Origin of the sequence: Paracoccus chinensis (assembly GCF_900102885.1) — a bacterium.
GTDB lineage: Bacteria > Pseudomonadota > Alphaproteobacteria > Rhodobacterales > Rhodobacteraceae > Paracoccus > Paracoccus chinensis.
Map to the genome: position 1 here is coordinate 19,107 of NZ_FNGE01000015.1, position 18,350 is coordinate 37,456.

The following is an 18,350-nucleotide window of genomic DNA, read 5'->3' on the forward strand; positions in this document are numbered from 1 at the left end:
CGCTGGCGGGTGAATCACTCGGCGGCGTATTTCTGGACCTTCGATCCCGCCCGCTCGACCACCCAGCCGCCTGAAAGCCACAACCGGGCGCTTCCGCAAAGTGCATTCAGGCTGCTGGGGGGCGAGACACGCCTTGTCGTTTCCCTGCGCCACCCGGTCCAGAGGGCGATTTCCGCCTTCCTTCATCATGGCCGGCTGGGCCGCATCCCGCCCGGCACGCCGCTTCGCGAAGCTGCCGGACGCATGGGCATTCTGGACATCGGCCATTATGATCAGCACCTCGCGCAATGGCTTGAACATTTCCCGCCCGAGCAGCTTCTTGCGATCATTCTCGAACCGGAAACCTGTCCCGATCCTGCACCGGCCTGTCGGGCATTGGAGGAATTTCTTGGCCTGTCTTCGCCATTGCTTCGCAAAGACCTGCCGATTTCGACCGAGGCGCGTCCCGCACGTCCCGAAGGAGCGGTCATCCCGACCGGCAACCCGGGCGTCGAGCCGATCCGGCCCGCGGACGTGAGATACCTGCTGGATCGCTATGCCCGGACCCTTGACGCGCTGAAATCCCGCTTCGGTGATCGTCTGGCCGCCTGGGACGCGGAAACGGAACTCCTGCGCAAATTCGCCGATCGTCCCGAACGCCCTGCCGTCGTGCAGGGGGCGCCCCGCCCCTTGCGTGATCGTCTTGTCGATGCGGGGCTGGATGTCCACCTCGAGGCTGCGAACGCCGCTGCAAAGGGACTGGAGTTCGAAGCCCCCGCGCGCATCTGGAAGGCGCTTGTCCATGGCAGGTGCAGGTTGGGGGCCTTTTGGCTCTGTTGCGCAAATCGCCTGAGAGACGGACCTCTCCCTTTCCCCGAACAGACTTATCCCACGGCTTCGGTGATGGGTCTGCCGAGGCCGGTGAAGCCGTTCAGCACGGCAACACGAACCTGGAACTCGGCGACCTGACGGTTGAGGTCGCGTGCGGTCAGACGCTGGCCCAGCAACTTGACGCAGTGCATCTTGGTTTCCGCACGGCTTCGGCGGTGATAGCCGCTCCATCGTCGCCAGATGGCCCGCCCGAGGCGCTTTGATGCGCGGAGGGCATCGTTCCGAGCGACTGCACCAGCACTGTCCGGCTTCCATGGCCTGGCGTTCCTGCGGGGCGGTATCACGGCTGCGGCACACGCGCGGCGATGGCGTCGTGGCATTTGCGGGTGTCGTAGGCGCCATCTGCGGTGACGCTGCCGATCTCCTGATCGAGTGGGATCTGGTCCAGCAACTCGGGCAACATGGGCGCATCGCCCACGTCGCTGGCGGTGAACTCGGCAGACCGGATCTCCAGGGTCCGCTCATCAATTCCGATGTGGATCTTGCGCCAGACACGACGCTTCGTGCCGCCATGCTTGCGGGCGTTCCACTCCCCTTCGCCCTCGACCTTGATGCCGGTGCTGTCGACCAGCAGATGCAGCGGCCCCACTGATCCGCGACAGGGGATGTTGACCGTCAGGGTCTTCTGCCGGCGGCAGAGCGTGCTGAAGTCTGGCACCCTCCAGTCCACGCCGATCAGCCGCGAGCCGGGCTCTCGACGAAGCCTGTCGTCTGCCTGAGCGCCATGCCGAACGGCACCTTCATCGTCAGGCAGATCTGGATCACGGCGTCGCTGTAACGGGGTTGCCTACCGCGCTGGCCCGTGGGCGCGGCCTCCCAACTTATCTCGGGGTCGAACCAGATTGTCAGCGACCCGCGACGATTCAGCGCTTCGTTGTGGGCCGGCCAGTTCCCGGTCTTGTAGGTCGAGGGTGTCGGTCTGCTCATGCCATCCAGTTATCATGCTGGCTTCACAGGCCGAATCCCATCACCCCATTTGTGCAACAGAGCCCGCGGCACGTGGTCGTCTATGAACGGCTGCAGGCCCATTCCGCGGCAGAGATGGGCCGGCTGGCCCAGGCGCTGTCCCTTGAGCTGGAAGGCTGGCAACCCGGAACGCCCCGCATCTCGCGCCAGCGCGACGAAACCAATGCCGCTTTCCGCAGCAGGTGCATGCAGGATTGGCTGACCGCCGCCGCAGAATGACCCTGCAGGGCGGCGGCATGGCGACACAGCGGCGTCGGGCGCGATCCCGGCCGGGCGTCGCGTGGCGGCCTGCGGCCGGATAGCCCGTCCCGGCCGAAAACCTCTTGCCCGGAGCGGCCCGATCCTTTCGCAGGGGACTGCTCCGGGTGTCCTGACATACGCCGGGCGGATGAGAAGGGCGCGGCAAGCGACAATGCCGACGCCGGCGCGTGACTGACTCGCCGGTCGTTCTTCCGTTGCCGCCTCGGGTGCCGCATCTGCGGCCGCCTTTTTCCCGATGAAGGACGCTTCTGCCGACCGATGATCCCCGCGGGGACACCGGGAAACGACCTTTCCAGCATCAACAATTAAGAATTGTTAATGCATAAAGAATGCATCTTTAAGATGATCAACCTTCGGTAGTAGTGCCGCCGCCGCGGCCATCTGGGGCCGTGCTCGCCTTTTTAAAAGGTACATTTGAGGTCTACCGATGGTCCAGGCAACCAAGCTTCCTGTGGACACGTCTGCTGACGCGACCCAACTCGCACAAACCATGTTCGGAGAGGGTGTCACCCTCGTTTCTGCAACCTATACCGGGGACCCTCTTTCCAAGGGGATCTACACCGACGGCAATGCCGTTTCCCCTGGCGTCGTCCCCTCGGACAGCGGAATCATCCTGTCCACCGGGCACGCCGACAGCTTCACGAACGCGACCGGCTCGAGCAACGCGAACCAGATCACAAACACGGGCAGCAATACCAGCGGCCCCAACGGCAACACGACTCTGAACGGGATCGCCGGCGCACAGACTAACGACGCTGCGATCCTCGATGCGACCTTCATCCCCCAGGGCCCGGTCCTGACGATGCAGCTGGTGTTCTCGTCGGAAGAGTATCCCGAATACGTGAACGGCGGCTTCAACGATGCCGTCGGCGTCTTTGTCAACGGACAGCGCGCGGAACTGACCATCGGCAGCGGCAACATCTCGATCGACAACATCACGGACGGGGGAAGCAAGGGCGGCACGCCCAGCAACGAGAACCTCTACGTCGACAACACCGGCAGCCAGTACAACACCGAGATGGACGGCTTCACCGTCACGCTGACGCTGAAGGCGCCTGTCAATCCCGGCGTCGAGAACACCATCTGGATCGGCATCGCGGATGCCGGCGACTCCAGCTACGATTCCAACCTGATGATCGTCGCGGACAGCCTTCAGACTGCGGTGATCGCCAATGACGACTATGCGCAGATGGGCCCCGGCAGGACCAGGGACATCAACGTCCTGGCCAACGACACGGCCCTGAAGGGCGCGACCCTGACGATCACCCAGATCAACGGCCAGAACGTGGTCGCAGGAGACAGCGTCACGCTGGTATCGGGGACGGTTGTTACGGTCAATGCCGACGGCACGCTGACCTTCGACACCTCGAACAGCCTCGGCACCGAGACCATCAGCTACCAGATCGCTGACGGCACCGGCACGACGGATACCGGTTTCGTCACCGTGGAGGTTGCCTGCTTCACGCGCGGCACCCTGATCGAGACGCCGCGCGGTCCCGTCGCCATCGAGGACCTGCGCGCGGGCGACCTGGTGCTGACCCGCGACCGGGGCGCGCAGCCGCTGCGCTGGACCGGCTCGACCCGGGTCGATGCCGCGACGCTGGCAGAGATGCCCCGTCTGCGGCCGATCCGGATCCGGGCCGGGGCCCTGGGGCAGGGCGCGCCGGCGCAGGACCTGCTGGTTTCGCCCCAGCACCGCATCCTTGTGCGCTCGAAGATCGCGCAGCGGATGTTCGGCGCCCCCGAGGTGCTGGTGGCGGCCAAGCAGCTGGTGCTGCTGGACGGCATCGACGCGGCCGAGGACCTGGCCGGGGTCGAGTATTACCACCTGCTCTTCGACCGGCACGAGGTGGTGATCTCAAACGGCGCCCAGACCGAGTCCCTTTACACCGGCCCGCAGGCGCTGCGCTCGGTCGGACCCGCGGCGCGGCAGGAGATCCTGGACCTCTTCCCGCAGCTTCTGGACGACAGCTTCGCGGCCGAGCCCGCCCGGCCGCTGCCCTCGGGGCGCGAGGCCCGCAAGCTGGCGATGCGCCAGGCCCAGCAGCGCCGCGCGCTGCTCTGCTGAAGGCGGCAGTCCGGGACCGCGGAACAGCGGGACCGGCTGAGCGGCCGAAAGAACCCGCGGAGCGCCTCGACCGGCGCTCCGCGGGATTGCTGTTTCCGGCGTGTCATGGCCATGAGGCGGGCCGCGGCACGGAAAGTAGCGGGACAGCCGCAGGATCTTCCTGCCTTTGGATCTGCGGAAAGAACAGCTTACAGAACGCGCAAGCATTTTTGTCGGGCGACAAGCCTCTGGTATCGCATAACGTTTCAAAGCGCTGGACAGGACCGACGGGCGCAGCACAACAAGCGGGGACAACAGAGTGATGCGCGGCGCGAATCTTGTGACCGAGGCGCTTGCCTCGGCAGGCGTGACAACGATCTTCAGCCTGTCGGGCAACCAGATCATGCCCGTCTATGACGCCTGCCTCGACACGGGACTCCGCATCATCCACACCCGCCACGAGGCCGCGGCCGTCTTCATGGCCGACGCCCATGCGCAGCTGACCGGCACGCTCGGCGTCTGCATGGTCACGGCCGCCCCCGGCGCCGCGAACGCGTTGGGGCCGCTCTTCAGCGCCCGGCTGTCGGAAAGCCCCGTGCTGTTCCTGACCGGGGATTCCCCCGTGGCCCAGGACGGGCGCGGCGCGTTTCAGGAGCTTGACCAGGTCGCGCTCACTTCGCCGCTGACCAAGCTGTCCCTGCGGCCGACAAGCGCCGGAGAGTTGCGCGACGCGCTGGTCGAGGGCGCCCGGACGGCGCTGTCGGGCCGCCCCGGGCCGGTCCATATCGCGCTGCCCTTCGACGTGCTGGAGGCGGAATCGAACATCCTGCCCCCGTCGGCCGAGGAGATGGCCGGGAGCGCGGAGCCGGTCGATCCCGCTGGAATCGCCGGGATTGCCGCGAAGCTCGCGCAGGCCGAGCGTCCCCTGGTCATTCTCGGCCCGGCGCTGGCGGAAAGCCGGACGGGGGATCTTATCGCGCGGCTTGCGGACCAGCTCGATGCCCCGGTCGTCGCGATGGAAAGCCCGCGCGGGCTGAACGATCCCTCGCTCGGGGGGTTCGGCGGGATGGTGGCCGAGGCCGACCTGATCGTCGCGCTCGGCAAGCCGGTGGATTTCACGCTCGGCTTCGGCAAGCCGGCCGCCGCGGCGGCATGGGTGGTCGTCAGCGCCGAAGCGGCCGAACTGCAGCGCGCGCGGACGAACCTCGGCGAGCGCATCGTCCATGAGCTTCACGCCCCACCCGCCGCGGTGGCGCAGGCGCTGCTGGATCATCCGCCGTCTGCATCCGGCCGGGGCGACTGGCGGTCCCGGGTGGCCGAGGCTGTCTGCCGGCGCGCGCCCCATCGGGACACCGACCCCGACACCGGCCGCATCACCCCCGGCGCGCTTTGCGCGGCGGTCCAGCGGTGCCTCGACCGCGCGCCCTCCTCGGTCGTGATCTGCGACGGGGGCGAGTTCGGCCAATGGGCGCAGGCGGGCACCAGGGGCACGCGGCGCATCATCAACGGCCCCTCGGGCGCGATCGGGGGCGGCCCCTGCTATGCCCTGGGCGCCAAGGTCGCCGAGCCCGAAGCCACCGTGATCGCCCTGATGGGCGATGGCACCGTGGGCTTCCACCTGGCCGAGTTCGAGACCGCCGCACGCGCCCGGGCGCCCTTTGTCGCCGTGATCGGCAACGACGGCCGCTGGAACGCCGAGCACCAGATCCAGCTTCGCAACTATGGCGAGGACCGACTGGTCGGCTGCGACCTGTCCGACGCGCGCTATGACCTGGCCGTCGAGGCCTTGGGCGGGCACGGCGAGTTCGTCGAGCGGATCGAGGATCTCGACGCCGCGCTCGAACGGGCCGTGGCCAGCGGCAAGGTCGCCTGCGTCAACGTCGTCATGGCCGGCCTGCCCGCGCCGAGCGGCAGCGGCCACTGAACAAGAAGGGCGTCACGCCCCACCGTCGTTCCATGGGAGGATCAGGAATGTTGCTTCGGGGTTTTGCCCTTACCGCCGCCATTGCCCTGACAGGCAGCGCGGCCCTGGCCGAGATGGCCGAGATCACCATCGCCCGGCAGCCGAGCCTCGGCCACCTGCCGCTGATGATCATGGAGGATCGCGGCCTGCTGGAAGCCCGCGCCGCCGAGCTGGGGGTCGAGGGGCTCAAGGTCAATTACGCGACCCTTGCCGGGGGCGCGGCGATGAACGACGCACTCTTGTCGGGCAGCGTCCAGTTCGCGGCCGGGGGCGTGCCGCCGCTTCTGGTGCTGCGCGAGCGGACCGACGGCACCTCCTCCGAGGTGAAGGGCGTGTCGGCCATGAACTCGATGCCGCTGCTGCTCAACAGCAACAAGGCCGAGATCCGCTCGATCGCGGATTTCACGTCGGCCGACAAGATCGCCCTGCCGGCGGTCAAGGTCTCGATCCAGGCCATCCTGCTGCAGATGGCCGCCGAGAAGGAGTTCGGCGAAGGCCAGCATGACCGGCTGGACCCCTTCACCATCACCATGTCCCACCCCGACGGGATGGCGGCCCTGATGGCCAAGCAGGAGGTCACGGCCCATTTCACCGCCTCGCCCATCCAGGACCTGGAGCTGCAGAACGAAGGCGTGCACACGGTCCTGAATTCCTACGACATCCTCGGCGGCCCCGCGACCTTCAACGTGGTGTGGGCTTCGGCCCGGTTCAGGGAGGAGAACCCGCTGATCTACCAGGCCTTCGTGGAAACGCTGGAGGAGGCGATCGGCGTCATCAACTCGGACACCGAGGCGGCGGTGGACACCTATGTCCGGCTCAGCGGGGATGCCTCGACGCCCGAACTCGTGCGCCAGATCATCACCGATCCGCAGGTCAGCTACACCACGACGCCGAACAACATCGGCAAGTATCTCGACTTCATGACGCGCATCGGCACGCTGAAGCTGGAAGGCGCGACCTGGCAGGACGTCTTCTTCGAGAACGTCCACGACAAGCAGGGTAGCTGAGCCGGGCGGGCGCTTCCCCGGGGAAGCGCCCTGCCGCGTTTACCCGGCGGCGATCGCCCGCCAGACGGCCTCGGCATCCGGGGAATGCGCGGCCCTCAGGCGCGTCGCCATCAGCTGCAGGGGCTGGACGCCGAGCCGGGGGCCGAGGTCCGCAAGCTGGCCCGAGCGGACCTGTTCGCGGGCCAGCGTCTCGGGCACCCAGGCCACCGCCGCCCCGGTCGCGGCCAGTTGCAGCGCGGCCAGCGTCAGCGCGGTTTCCGCCTTTGGCCGCAGGGTCAGCCCGGCAAGCCGGGGGCGGATGTCGTCCCGCAGCACGCGGCCGAAGAAGACCTCCTCGGGATAGGCGACGACGGGCAGCTCGCCCTGCGCAAGCGCCGCCTCAAGTTCGTCCAGCCGCGCGGCGGCGAAGACGGGGATCAGGCTGTCCGCGCCCATCCGGTGCAGTTCCACGAAGCCCGGCTCCATCGGCAGGGGCAGGCGCTCGGTGGCGTAGAACAGCATGATGTCGGCCTGCCGGGTCAGCAGTTGCGTGTAGCATTCGTCGCGGTTGGCAGACCGCAGCCGGATGCCGATGTCGCGCGACGCCGCGATCCGCTGCACCAGCGCGGGCGCGACGGCGGTCGTGATCGCGTGCTGGCTGGCGATCACGACATGGGTGCGCGCCGCATCCCCCAGCGCCGCCGCGAGCCGCCGCAGGCGGACGGCCAGTTCCTGCATTTCCCCGCATTGCTCGCGCGCGGCAGGGTGCAGCTCCACGGGCTTGCGGCTGCGGTCGAACAGTTCGGTCCCCAGCTGGTCCTCGATCATGCGGATGCGGCGGGAAAAGGCCGATTGCGTGAGGTTGCGCCGTTCCGCCGCCCGGATCAGCGAGCCGGTCTCGGCCACGGCAAGGATGTCCTCGATCCATTCCAGCCGCATCCGGGCCTCCGTAAAATGCAAGGATCGCATGTTCCTGCCGGGATTTCGAATTTGCAAGCGGACGGTGGGCGGCGAATGATGCAGGGGACATCTCACGAAGGATCCGGACCCATGCTGCTGTCCCGCTTTCCCCGCATCTTCCTGGCCCATCTGCCGACGCCCTTGGAACGGCTCGACCGGCTGACCCGGGAACTCGGCGGCCCCGAGATCTGGATCAAGCGCGACGACTGCACGGGGCTGTCCACGGGGGGCAACAAGACCCGCAAGCTGGAATTCCTGATGGCCGAGGCCGAGGCTCAGGGTGCCGAGGTGGTCATGACCCAGGGGGCGACCCAGTCGAACCACGCCCGCCAGACCGCCGCCTTCGCCGCCCGCATGGGCTATGACTGCCACCTTCTGCTGGAAGACCGCACTAGCAGCGAGGACGCCAACTACAACACCAACGGCAACGTCCTGCTGGACCACCTGCACGGGGCCACGACCCAGAAGTTCAAGGGCGGCCTCGACATGAATGCCGAGATGGAAAGGCTGGCCGACAAGATGCGCGCGCAGGGGCGCAAGGTCTACACCATCCCGGGCGGCGGCTCGAACCCGACGGGTGCCTTGGGCTATGTCAACTGTGCCTTCGAGCTGGTGGGGCAGGCCAACGACCGGGGCCTCGTCATCGACCATCTCGTCCATGCGACCGGCAGCGCCGGAACGCAGGCGGGGCTGGTCGTGGGGCTGAAGGCCATCAACGCGCAGATCCCGCTGCTGGGGATCGGCGTGCGCGCGCCCAAGGCCAAGCAGGAGGAGAACGTCTTCGCCCTGGCCCAGGCCACCGCCGCGAAGATCGGCGCCCCCGGCGTCGTCCGGCGCGAGGACGTGGTCGCCAACACCGACTACGTGGGCGAGGGCTACGGCATCCCCACGGCCTCGGGGATGGAGGCGCTGGCCATGTTCGCCGAGCTGGAAGGCATCCTGCTCGACCCGGTCTATTCGGCCAAGGGCGCGGCCGGGCTGATCGACCTGATCCGCAAGGGGCATTTCAGGAAGGGCGAGCGGGTCGTCTTCCTGCATACCGGGGGCGCGGCGGCGCTGTTCGGCTATGACGCCGCCTTCGACTTTTCCGAGCGCCGCGTGACCGCCGCCTCGGCCGCCTGAGCGATGGGACGCGCATCCCTGGACCGGTCCCCTGGGGGTGGCTCGTGACGCCGCGCCGGGTGGGCATCCTCGGCGGCATGGGCCCCGAGGCCACGGTGCTGCTGATGTCGCGGGTGATCGCCGCGACCCCGGCAGCGGACGACGCCGACCATGTGCCCCTGATCGTGGACCAGAACCCGCAGGTGCCCTCGCGCATCGCGGCCCTGATCGAGGGCACCGGCGCCGATCCCGCACCGGTGCTGGCCGGCATGGCGCGGCGGCTGGAGGCTGCGGGCGCCGAGGCGCTCGCCATGCCCTGCAACACCGCGCATCACTATGCCCCCGCGATCCGCGCGGCGGCGGGCGTTCCGCTGATCGACATGGTGGCCCTGTCGGCCGAAACCGCCGCGCGGGCCGCGCAGGGGGGCCGGGTCGGCATCCTCGCCTCGCCCGCGGTCCAGCGGATCGGGCTCTTCGACGCGGCCCTTGCGGCGCACGGCCTGCAGGCGGTCTATCCCGCCGACCAGCCCGCGCTGCTGGACGCGATCCGGGCGATCAAGCGCGAGGGGGCCACGCCCGCCGCCCGCACGGCCCTCGGCTCTGCCGCGCGTGACCTGCGGCAGCAGGGCGCAACGGTCCAGCTTGTCGCCTGCACCGAGTTCTCGCTGCTGGTCGATGCCGCCCGCGTTGAGGCCGAGGTCATCGACACGCTGGACGTGCTTGTCGGCGGGATCGTCCGCTTCGCGCGGCGCGAGGGCGAGGGCGAGGACGGGTAGGGCTCCTGCTGCCCGACCCGGGATGCCGTCGGCGCTTGCCCTTTGCCCCGCCCGCAAGGCAAGATGATCTGAATTCATCAAGTTCTTCTTACATGTTTCTGTAAGACAGAGTTACGTTTCTTGGGAGGGAAACGGCGTGTCCATCAGGATGCTCAAGACGCTGATCGCGGTGGCGGATCACCAGACCTTCAGCGCCGCCGCCGACGCGGTCTTCGTCACCCATGCCGCCGTGAGCCAGCAGATGCGGACGCTGGAAGCCCAGTGGCAGGTCGAGATCTTTGACCGCTCGACCCGGACGCCCGAGTTCACGCCCATCGGCCGCGCCCTTCTGGCCCGCGCCCGCGAGGTCGTGCGCGCCTATGACAACATCGTCCCTTCGGTCCTGGGCGACGACGGGCTGAAGGGCGAATTCACCTTGGGCGCGGTGCCGACCTCGCTGACCGCCATCATCCCCTTCTCGACCGCGCTGCTGAAATCGAACTGCCCCGACCTGCATGTCCGGCTGTTTCCCGGCCTGACGACGCATCTGGTCCATCAGCTCGAACGGGGGGCGCTGGACGCGGCGCTCACCTCGAAGCCGGGGATCATGCCGGTGGGCCTGCTGTGGCAGCCCTTGGCGCGCGAGGAGATGATCCTGATCGCCGCGCCCAAGGTCGACAGCGACGACCCGGCCGAGGTGCTGCGGACCCATCCCTTCATCCGCTTCTCGCGCGACGCGGTCGTCGGCACGCTGGTCGAGAAATGGCTGCAGGACAAGGACATCGCCGTCCATGACACGATGGAGCTGGCAAGCCTCGAGGCGATCTACGGCATGGTGCTGGCGGATCTCGGCGTCTCGATCATCCCCGAGCCCTGCATGAAGGTGGCCAACCAGCCGCCCCTGCGCCGCATCCGCCTGGCCCCGGAAGGCGGCCCCGTGCGCGAACTGGGCCTGATCTGGCGCAAGGACAGCACCAAGATGCGCGTGATCGAGGAGATCACGGCGGCCATCGAGCGCGCGCTGCGGATCGGCACCTTCTCGCCCGAAGCCATCGCGCAGGCGGTCTGACATGGGGCTGGATTTCCTGGCCGTCCTTCTGGGCGGGGCCTTCGCGGGCGGGGTGATCAACGGGCTGGCGGGCTTCGGCACGGCGCTCTTCGCGCTCGGCTTCTGGCTGCAGGTCCTGCCGGCGGCGCAGGCCGTCGCCATGGTGGTGGTGATGTCGGTGGTCAGCGGGCTGCAGGGCCTGTGGATCGTGCGCGGCGAGATCCGGCGCAACCCCGGACGGCTGGCCCGCTTCCTGCTGCCCGCGCTGGTGGGCATCCCGCTGGGAGTCACACTGCTGTCGGTCGTCAGCGCGACCCTGCTGAAGATCGTGATCGCGGGCTTCATGCTGCTTTACGGCGGCTTCTTCCTCCGCCGCCGCTCGCTTCCCCGGTTCGAGCGCAGCACGCCGGTGCTGGACAGCCTCGTGGGCTTCGCGGGCGGCGTGCTGGGGGGCGCGGCCTCGCTGTCGGGGGCGCTGCCGACGATGTGGTGCGCGATGCGCCCCTGGCCCAAGGGCGAGACGCGGGCGGTGCTGCAGCCCTTCAACGTCGTGGTGCTGGCGCTGACGGCGCTGCTGTTCCTGCTGAACGGGCTTTACACCTCCGAAACGCTGGTCCTGATGGCCATCGCGCTGCCGGTGACGATGATCGGCGCGCAGCTGGGGCTGTCGATCTTCCGGCGGCTCGGGGACGAGCAGTTCCGCGTCCTGCTGATCGGCCTGATGTTCGCCTCGGGCGCGATCCTGGGGCTGCGGGAGATCATGTGACCCGCGGAACGGGGAAGGGGCGGCAGGTCGCCCCGCCGCCCCCTTGCAGGGTCCGAGGGCCCGCCGCTCAGGCCGGGGTGAAGAAGGGCGCGGGGACCAGGATCTTGTTCTCGATGTGATCGACCAGCGGGCGCATCTGCACCGCGTAAGCCTGCCATTCCTCGGAGGCCTGCAGCGCCTTCCTGCGTTCCCAGCGGTCATCCATGCTGTCATAGCCCCACATGTGCACGATCTGGTTCAGCGGCCCGATGTCGGTGAAGTAATAGCCCACCATCCGCCCCAGGATGCGCGTCTGCACGGCAAGCCCCTCGGCCTCGTAGAGCTTGAGGAACTTCGACACATTGCCGTTCTTCAGCGTATAGGTGCGCATGTCGATGAACATGGGTTCGGTCCTTCCGGGCGGGTTCAGATATGCAGGGCCAGGATCGCGCTCAGCGCGAAGGCGGCCAGAAGCGCGGTCAGCCCGCAGACGATCGCGATGGCGCGGGGGCCGACCTCGGCCAGCTTGCGCAGCGAGGTCTTCATGCCAAGCGCGGCAATGGCCGTGACGAGGCACCAGCGCGACAGTTCCAGCAGCGTGGCGGTGACGGCCTGGGGGATGAGATTCGTGCTGCCGACCAGCACCAGCGCCGCGAAGCCCAGGACGAAGAAGGGGATCGGCAGCTTGCCGCCCTGCCGCGCGCCGGGGTGGCGGGCAAAGCACAGCGACAGCGTGACCACCACCGGGACCAGCAATGCCACCCGCAGCAGCTTGACGAAGGTGGCGGTCGCCCCGGCCTCGTCGGACACGGAATAGCCCGCGCCGACGACCTGGGCCACGTCATGGATCGTGGCCCCGAAGAAGACGCCCATCGCGTGATCCGACAGGCCGAAACCCGCGCCGATCATCGGGTAGACGATCATCGCCAGCGTGGACAGCGCCGTCACCGCGATGACGGTGAAGACCGTGTCGCGCTCGTGGTTCGGGTCGTCCTTGGGCAGGACCGAGGAAATCGCCAGCGCCGCCGAGGCGCCGCAGATGGCGACGGCCCCGCCGGTCAGCAGGCCGAAGGGCAGGCTGCGCCCCGACAGCCGCGCCAGCAGGACGCCCGCGCCGATGGTCAGCGCGACACCCCCCAGCGTGATGCCGACCACGGCCAGTCCCGCCGCCGCGATCTGCTGCACGGTGATGCCCAGGCCCAGCAGCGCCACGCCGAAGCGCAGCAGCTTCTTCGAGGCGAACTCGACCCCCTGCGCGGTCGTGGACTGCGGTTCGGCCAGGAAGGTGAAGGCCATGCCGAGCAGCAGGGCCATCAGCATGACGGGGGCGCCGTAATGTTCCGAGATGAACTTGGCGGCCAGCGCCACGGTCACGGCCGAGACCACGCCGGGAAAAAGCTCGCGCAGACGTTCCCACATCCGGCTCGGCACCTGCGTCATGTCTGCGGCGGTCATCCGATCAACTCGTCCGCCCGGTTGTCGGTTTCGCCGAAGCGCTTGAGAACCGCGGGCTTCGTGCCCTCGTAGACGCGGTCGAGGTTCTCGGCGATGCGGGCGTTCTCGCGCTCGAAGAGGCAGTTGCCCTCCATGTCCGAGGCAACCAGGAACGGTCCCATGCGGTTGCATTTCAGCACCCACATGGCCTGCGCGAGTCCCAGTTCCTCGTTCCAGTGGACGGCCTCGACATTCTCGACCCCCCGGCCCAGAAGCGCGCCGGTGCCGTAGCCCACGGTGGACAGGTAGATGGCGCCGTTCGGGACGAAATATTCCTTGTAGTCCCTGGACGACATCCCGCCCTTGCCGACGATCAGCCGGGCGCCCGTCTTGGCGATCCATTCGGGCAGCCACTTGGCGAAGCGGAAGCTGGCCGTGGCCGTCACCGCGCCCATGTCGAAGCTGCCGTCCTCGCGGATGCTGGCGGCGGGCGAGCAATGGAAGTTCGCCGCGCTCTGCGACGGCAGTTCCATCGGGATGTTGGCCTTGTCCTCCAGCGCCCGCATGTAGACGCCTTCGCGCGCCGTATACATCAGCCCGGTCAGGTAGACGATGTCGCCCAGGCGCAGCGCGGCGATCTCCTCGGGCGTCGGGGTGGTCGAAAGCTCGACTTCACGCGGCTTCATTCGGCGGCCTCCAGAACAGGGGCGTCTTCCCATTCGACCGTCTCGCGGCGCTGGTAGGGGGTGAACCAGTCGGGGTCGGTGCGATGTTCCACCCGGCCGTCGGCATGGATGCGGGCGACGGCGCGGCGCGAGGACAGGCAGAAGGCATGGACCGACATCTGCATCCCGCCGGTGTGGCAGTAGCCGACCTCGATATGGGTATCGATCACCATGTTCTTGCCGACAAAGCCCATCGCGCCCATGCCGATCGAGTTGCCCAGGACCTTCAGCTCCTCCTCCAGCTCGGCGATGCGGGGGTCCGAGTTGCGGTCGCCCACCGTGCGCAGGCAGGCGGCGCGCTTGCCCAGAACCATGCAGGTGTCCTTGCAGCCGCCCAGTCCGATCCCGATGATCGCCGGCTGGCAGGCAAGGCCGCGCTTGCCGAAGGCCACGAGGCTGTCGAGGTAGAAGCGCTTGATCCCCTGGATGCCGTCCGAGGGGAACAGCATCCGGTAATCGGTGCCGAACAGCCCGCCCTTGTGGACCGTGATGAGGTCGATCCATTCGCCATGCGGCTCGTAGCCGTATTCGATCTCGGGCGCGCCGATGCCCACGTTGTTGTCATGGTCCGTGCGCCACAGCGGATGGACGCGGTTCGGCCGCAGCGGCACCGAGCGGGTGGCGCTGGCGGTCGCCCGCCGCAGCGCCGCTTCCAGCGCGACGGGGCCGCCCTCGATGCGGGCGTCGTTGCCCATCTTCACGTACCAGCGGGGCGTGCCGGTGTCGCCGCACATGGCGCGGCGGTCCTGCTTGGCGGCCTCGTAGTTTTCCAGCATCGCCTGCAGCACGAAGGAGGACAGGTCCCCGTCCTCGGTCGCGGCGGCGGCCTTGAGCCCGCTCAGGTAATCCTCGGGAATCTCGATGGCGGCCTTGGCCATCAGGTCCTCGGCGGTCGACTGGATGAGTTGGATGGGGATCACGTCTTTCCTCCTGAAGCTGGCAGGGCCGGGGCGCTACTGGGCGGCGAGCAGCGTCTCGGGCTCGCTTTCGGGCAGAATGGTCTCGCCGGGGCGGACGATGGTGAACTGGACCTGCTCGCGCGTCAGGGCCAGTTCGTCGCCCTTCATCTGCGCCAAGGTGAAGTAGGAACTGTCGAGGTCGCCCGCCTCGGGGAAGTCCTCGCGGTAATGCGCGCCGCGGGAATTCTCGCGCAGTTCGCCCGCGCGCGCGATCACGGTCGAGATCTCGGTCAGGGACGCCACGTTCAGCCAGTCGTGCCAGGTCAGGTTGAAGGCGAGGTTCGAGGGATCGACGCCCGTGTCCATCAGCTCGGACTGGATCTCGGCCACCCGGCGTTGCCCGCGCTGAAGCCCGGCGCCCGTCCGCATGACGCCCACATCCTCCCACATGGCTTCCTGCAGCTTGTGGCGCAGGCTCTGCACATGGCCGGGCTTGCGGGTCAGGGGGTGGATCGCGCGCTCGACCTCGGCGGCCAGCACGGACTCGTCGGGGTCGCGCAGGGTCATGCGGCGGACATCCATGCCCATCACGTCGCCCGCGACGCCCCCGAAGACGGTCGAGTTCGCCACGCCGTTGCCGCCCAGACGGTTCGAGCCATGCGCCCCGCCCGCGTCCTCGCCGGCGACGTAAAGCCCTTCCATCGCGGTCCGGGTGTCGGGATCGACCACCACGCCGCCCATGAAGTAATGCGCGGTCGGCACCACCTCGACCTTGCCCGCGGCCAGGTCGAAGCCGCAGTCGGCGCAGCGCTTGACCATGCCCGCGAATTTCTTGCGCACGTTCTCGGGGCCGAGATGGCCCATCGAGATGAACATGCCGACCTGGGCGGGATCGTTGTTCTTGCGCATCTCGGCATAGATGCCGCGGCTGACCACGTCGCGGGTCGCGCGTTCGCCCCGCGCGTCATAGTCGAACATGAACCGTTCGCCCCGCGCGTTCAGAAGCTGGCCGCCCGCGCCGCGCAGGCCTTCCTCCAGCACGGTGCCGGTCATGCGGGTGTGGTCGCCCGCCAGCAGGCCCGTGGGGTGGAACTGCACCATCTCCATGTCACGCAGCGGCAGGCCGATGCGCAGCGCCATCGCCAGCCCGTCCATGGTCTTGTCGCCCGAGGGGGTGTGATACTTGTACATGGTCGGGCCGCCGCCCGTGCCCATCATCACGCACTTGGCGCGCACGAAGCGGAAGCCGCCGGTCCGCATGTCGATGAACAGCACCCCCGCCAGCGAGGCGCCGTCGCGCGTGGGGACCAGCCCGATGGCGCGGTGTTCCTGCAGCTTGCGGATCGGGCGGGCGAGCACGTGTTCCATCAGGCGGCTGATGATCTCGATGCCCGTCAGGTCGCCCTTGTGGACGGTGCGGTCGGCGGTCTGGCCCGCAAAGGCCTTCTGGTGCAGCGTCCCGTCCGGGTTGCGGTCGAAGAAGCAGCCGATCTCGTTTTCAAGCTCGGTGATGCGGACGACCGCCTGTTCGCAGAGCCGCCAGGCCATGTCCTGGTTCGGCAGCCACTTGCCGCCCTGGATCGTGTCCATGAAATGCCGCTCGACCGTGTCGCCGCCGCCAAGGGCGACGTTGTAGCCGCCCTGCACCATGCGGGTGCAGCCGCATTTGCCGATCAGGCCCTTGACGGCCAGGGTGATGCGCGTGCCCTCGGGCGCGGTCTGCTGCGCGTGAAGGGCCGCGAACAGCCCCGCGCCCCCCGAGCCGAGGATCAGGATGTCGGTGTCTTCGCGTTCGATCCGGAGGTTCAGGGACATGATTACACCGCGCGCAGAAGGAAGGTGCCCGAGACCAGGAAGGCCCCCGCGACCGAGGCCGCCGCCAGGCTTTTCTGGCGGGCCGACCAGGGCAGGAACTCGAGCGCGAGCAGCCGGAGGCCGCCGAAGAAGTGGATCGCCAGCAGGAAGACCAGCCCGAACTCGGCCACCTTGACCAGCGGGTTGGCCGCGAAGTTCAGGAAGTAATCCAGGCTGCCGGGACGGCTGACCGCCATGGCCAGCACGTAGAAATGGGCCGGCAGGAACAGCGCCAGTCCCAGGCCCGAGACCCGGTGCAGCATGTAGGCGAGCCAGAGGGGGTGAGTGCGGTGCGGTTTCAGTTTCACAGCATCGTCACGGCCGCCACGGCGCGCGCCCCCATCATCAGCAGCACGATCCCCGTGCCCCAGGTGAAGATCCTCAAGCCCCGGCCGCGCAGCCCCGTCGTCTCGTGGACGATCACCCGCAGCCCGATCGCCGCATGGACCGACACCGCCAGGACAAAGGTGCCGTAGAACAGCAGCCACGGGATGCTGCCCTGCGTGCGGCCCAGGATCTCGGCCGTCGAAAGCCCGCCCTGGATCGCGTAGACCATGACCGCGATATGCCCCAGCACCAGGGGCGCCATGACCATCGCGCTGAGCCGCTGCGCCATGTAGAGCCGAAGGTCCAGCATCCTCAGGCCCTCCGCCGGAAGAAGGACGTCGCCACGGCCCGCTTGAGGCCCGCGATCGCGCTGAGGGGGTCGAGCTCGTTCGGGCAATAGCGGGTGCAGCTGCCCTGCGTATGACAGTTGAGGCAGCCGTCCGAGCCGGACACCGCGTCGAGGATCGCGCCCCGGTCCTGCACCTTCTCGTCGTTGTACAGCGTCCAGGCCCGCTGAAGGGCGGCGGGGCCGAGGTAATCCTCGTTGCCCGCCACCGTGTCGCAGGCCGCGTAGCAGACCGAGCAGTTGATGCATTCGATGGCCTTGTTGGCCTCGACCCGGCCGGGTTCCTCGGGACTGACCTCCTGGATCGGCTCGTGGCGCGTGCGCGAGGGGCGGTGGACGCCGCCCGCCTTGATCCACTTGTCGAAGAAGGGGTCCATGTCGGCGGCCAGGTCCTTGATGACCGGCAGGTTCCGCAGGGGCGCGATCTCCAGCCGGTTGCCGTCCAGCACGCGGCTGACATGGGTGCGGCAGGTCCAGCGCGGCTGGCCGTTCACCATCATCGCGCAGGAGCCGCACATCCCCACGCGGCAGGCATAGCGGTAGGTGAGCGTCGGGTCGGCGGACTGCTGGATCCAGCTCACCACGTCGAGGACGGTCTGGCTTTCCTGCGCGGGGACGCTGAAGGTCTCGAAGGCGCCGCCCTCCTGGGTGCCGCGCCAGACGGAAACCTCCAGTGTCTTCGTGTTCTCGCTCACGGCGCACCTGTTGGCTGGGACATTGCCACACAGCTAGATCAGGGTTCCGCTAACACAAAATCTTAAATTCTAAAGGTAATGGTAAGATGATCTTACATTCTGGGCTGGGAACGGGGGCGATCTGCAGATTGCAGAACCACAGAGGAAACGGTCGTTCTGTAAGATTACCTACACCTATCTATTAGCATTAATGTATTTCGGTAACTGTACCTTTCCCATACTCTGGCCGGACCATGACCTGCCCGGCTCGGGCGGTGCTTGTGCAGGAGGAGAGAAGGAGGCCTAGTAGCCGGGTTCCCGGCAGGCCAGTCCGCAGGCAGGCACCCTTGGGCCCTCAGGCGCAAGGCAGGCCGGGGGACGACCAGCAT

The 18,350-nt window shown here is 68.0% G+C and carries 18 protein-coding genes and 1 pseudogene; 9 read left to right on the top strand and 10 right to left on the bottom strand.

Features of this window, described 5'->3' with window-relative positions; translation table 11 throughout:
* Positions 1 to 243: 243 nt before the first annotated feature.
* Positions 244 to 948, top strand: coding sequence for a hypothetical protein (locus tag BLQ03_RS19150; RefSeq protein WP_139166746.1), 705 nt, complete (start codon positions 244 to 246; stop codon positions 946 to 948).
* Here the strand turns inward: BLQ03_RS19150 and BLQ03_RS13805 are convergent.
* Positions 864 to 1,797, bottom strand: a pseudogene (locus BLQ03_RS13805) (IS5 family transposase). The gene BLQ03_RS19150 and the pseudogene BLQ03_RS13805 sit on opposite strands and share 85 nt — an antisense overlap.
* A gap of 72 nt (positions 1,798 to 1,869) precedes the next feature.
* Between BLQ03_RS13805 and BLQ03_RS13810 the strand changes: the two are divergent.
* The 4 genes from BLQ03_RS13810 (at position 1,870) to BLQ03_RS13825 (ending at position 7,114) form a co-directional block, all read left to right on the top strand.
* Positions 1,870 to 2,055, top strand: a complete 186-nt coding sequence (locus BLQ03_RS13810; protein ID WP_090756918.1) for a hypothetical protein — start codon at positions 1,870 to 1,872, stop codon at positions 2,053 to 2,055.
* 469 nt (positions 2,056 to 2,524) lie between these two features.
* Positions 2,525 to 4,165 carry a Hint domain-containing protein gene (locus BLQ03_RS13815; protein ID WP_090756919.1) on the top strand — a complete coding sequence of 547 codons (1,641 nt, stop codon included), beginning with the start codon at positions 2,525 to 2,527 and terminating at the stop codon, positions 4,163 to 4,165.
* A gap of 301 nt (positions 4,166 to 4,466) precedes the next feature.
* Complete coding sequence (locus BLQ03_RS13820; protein WP_090756920.1) at positions 4,467 to 6,068, top strand: thiamine pyrophosphate-binding protein; 1,602 nt, start codon at positions 4,467 to 4,469, stop codon at positions 6,066 to 6,068.
* A 47-nt stretch (positions 6,069 to 6,115) separates the two neighbouring features.
* The gene (locus tag BLQ03_RS13825; protein ID WP_090756921.1) at positions 6,116 to 7,114 is read left to right on the top strand and encodes an ABC transporter substrate-binding protein; all 999 of its coding nucleotides are present in this window, start codon (positions 6,116 to 6,118) and stop codon (positions 7,112 to 7,114) included.
* A 39-nt stretch (positions 7,115 to 7,153) separates the two neighbouring features.
* Here BLQ03_RS13825 and BLQ03_RS13830 read toward each other — a convergent pair whose 3' ends face one another.
* Positions 7,154 to 8,053 carry a LysR family transcriptional regulator gene (locus BLQ03_RS13830; RefSeq protein ID WP_175558881.1) on the bottom strand — a complete coding sequence of 300 codons (900 nt, stop codon included), beginning with the start codon at positions 8,051 to 8,053 and terminating at the stop codon, positions 7,154 to 7,156.
* 90 nt (positions 8,054 to 8,143) lie between these two features.
* On the opposite strand from BLQ03_RS13830, the gene cuyA reads away from it, so the two are divergent.
* The 4 genes from cuyA (at position 8,144) to BLQ03_RS13850 (ending at position 11,723) form a co-directional block, all read left to right on the top strand.
* Positions 8,144 to 9,175 (top strand): D-cysteate sulfo-lyase, encoded by a 1,032-nt coding sequence (cuyA, locus tag BLQ03_RS13835; protein ID WP_090756923.1) that lies wholly within the window; start codon positions 8,144 to 8,146, stop codon positions 9,173 to 9,175.
* A 44-nt stretch (positions 9,176 to 9,219) separates the two neighbouring features.
* A complete protein-coding gene (gene cuyB / locus BLQ03_RS13840; protein ID WP_090756924.1) occupies positions 9,220 to 9,930 on the top strand; it encodes a cysteate racemase in 711 nt (236 codons plus the stop codon).
* A gap of 136 nt (positions 9,931 to 10,066) precedes the next feature.
* Positions 10,067 to 10,978 carry a LysR substrate-binding domain-containing protein gene (locus BLQ03_RS13845; RefSeq protein WP_090756925.1) on the top strand — a complete coding sequence of 304 codons (912 nt, stop codon included), beginning with the start codon at positions 10,067 to 10,069 and terminating at the stop codon, positions 10,976 to 10,978.
* Between the two features lies 1 nt (position 10,979).
* Complete coding sequence (locus tag BLQ03_RS13850) at positions 10,980 to 11,723, top strand: sulfite exporter TauE/SafE family protein (RefSeq protein WP_090756926.1); 744 nt, start codon at positions 10,980 to 10,982, stop codon at positions 11,721 to 11,723.
* A gap of 67 nt (positions 11,724 to 11,790) precedes the next feature.
* On the opposite strand, the gene BLQ03_RS13855 is transcribed toward BLQ03_RS13850, so the two are convergent.
* Genes BLQ03_RS13855 through BLQ03_RS13890 form a run of 8 tightly spaced genes read right to left on the bottom strand, consistent with a single transcriptional unit; the run spans position 11,791 to position 17,982 of the window.
* A complete protein-coding gene (locus BLQ03_RS13855) occupies positions 11,791 to 12,105 on the bottom strand; it encodes an NIPSNAP family protein (RefSeq protein WP_090756927.1) in 315 nt (104 codons plus the stop codon).
* Between the two features lie 23 nt (positions 12,106 to 12,128).
* Positions 12,129 to 13,157: a YeiH family protein gene (locus BLQ03_RS13860; RefSeq protein ID WP_090756928.1), complete on the bottom strand. Its 1,029-nt coding sequence runs from the start codon at positions 13,155 to 13,157 to the stop codon at positions 12,129 to 12,131.
* Positions 13,154 to 13,822, bottom strand: coding sequence for a fumarate hydratase C-terminal domain-containing protein (locus tag BLQ03_RS13865; RefSeq protein WP_090756929.1), 669 nt, complete (start codon positions 13,820 to 13,822; stop codon positions 13,154 to 13,156). The genes BLQ03_RS13860 and BLQ03_RS13865 overlap by 4 nt, the downstream gene beginning before the upstream one ends.
* Positions 13,819 to 14,781, bottom strand: a complete 963-nt coding sequence (locus BLQ03_RS13870) for a fumarate hydratase (RefSeq protein ID WP_090756930.1) — start codon at positions 14,779 to 14,781, stop codon at positions 13,819 to 13,821. The genes BLQ03_RS13865 and BLQ03_RS13870 overlap by 4 nt, the downstream gene beginning before the upstream one ends.
* 33 nt (positions 14,782 to 14,814) lie before the next feature.
* Positions 14,815 to 16,575, bottom strand: a complete 1,761-nt coding sequence (locus BLQ03_RS13875; protein WP_090756931.1) for an L-aspartate oxidase — start codon at positions 16,573 to 16,575, stop codon at positions 14,815 to 14,817.
* 2 nt (positions 16,576 to 16,577) lie between these two features.
* On the bottom strand, positions 16,578 to 16,922 hold the full coding sequence (sdhC, locus tag BLQ03_RS13880) for a succinate dehydrogenase, cytochrome b556 subunit (RefSeq protein WP_217629761.1): 345 nt from the start codon (positions 16,920 to 16,922) through the stop codon (positions 16,578 to 16,580).
* The gene (locus tag BLQ03_RS13885) at positions 16,919 to 17,251 is read right to left on the bottom strand and encodes a succinate dehydrogenase (RefSeq protein ID WP_090756932.1); all 333 of its coding nucleotides are present in this window, start codon (positions 17,249 to 17,251) and stop codon (positions 16,919 to 16,921) included. The genes sdhC and BLQ03_RS13885 overlap by 4 nt, the downstream gene beginning before the upstream one ends.
* A 2-nt stretch (positions 17,252 to 17,253) precedes the next feature.
* Complete coding sequence (locus BLQ03_RS13890) at positions 17,254 to 17,982, bottom strand: succinate dehydrogenase/fumarate reductase iron-sulfur subunit (protein ID WP_090756933.1); 729 nt, start codon at positions 17,980 to 17,982, stop codon at positions 17,254 to 17,256.
* Positions 17,983 to 18,350 lie beyond the last annotated feature (368 nt).

Coding starts and splice junctions, on each gene's coding strand:
- BLQ03_RS19150 (WP_139166746.1), top strand. CDS start 244: ATGGGCATTCTGGACATCGGCCATTATGATCAGCACCTCGCGCAATGG.
- BLQ03_RS13815 (WP_090756919.1), top strand. CDS start 2,525: ATGGTCCAGGCAACCAAGCTTCCTGTGGACACGTCTGCTGACGCGACC.
- BLQ03_RS13820 (WP_090756920.1), top strand. CDS start 4,467: ATGCGCGGCGCGAATCTTGTGACCGAGGCGCTTGCCTCGGCAGGCGTG.
- BLQ03_RS13825 (WP_090756921.1), top strand. CDS start 6,116: ATGTTGCTTCGGGGTTTTGCCCTTACCGCCGCCATTGCCCTGACAGGC.
- cuyA (WP_090756923.1), top strand. CDS start 8,144: ATGCTGCTGTCCCGCTTTCCCCGCATCTTCCTGGCCCATCTGCCGACG.
- BLQ03_RS13850 (WP_090756926.1), top strand. CDS start 10,980: ATGGGGCTGGATTTCCTGGCCGTCCTTCTGGGCGGGGCCTTCGCGGGC.
- BLQ03_RS13855 (WP_090756927.1), bottom strand. CDS start 12,105: ATGTTCATCGACATGCGCACCTATACGCTGAAGAACGGCAATGTGTCG.
- BLQ03_RS13860 (WP_090756928.1), bottom strand. CDS start 13,157: ATGACCGCCGCAGACATGACGCAGGTGCCGAGCCGGATGTGGGAACGT.
- BLQ03_RS13865 (WP_090756929.1), bottom strand. CDS start 13,822: ATGAAGCCGCGTGAAGTCGAGCTTTCGACCACCCCGACGCCCGAGGAG.
- BLQ03_RS13875 (WP_090756931.1), bottom strand. CDS start 16,575: ATGTCCCTGAACCTCCGGATCGAACGCGAAGACACCGACATCCTGATC.
- BLQ03_RS13885 (WP_090756932.1), bottom strand. CDS start 17,251: ATGCTGGACCTTCGGCTCTACATGGCGCAGCGGCTCAGCGCGATGGTC.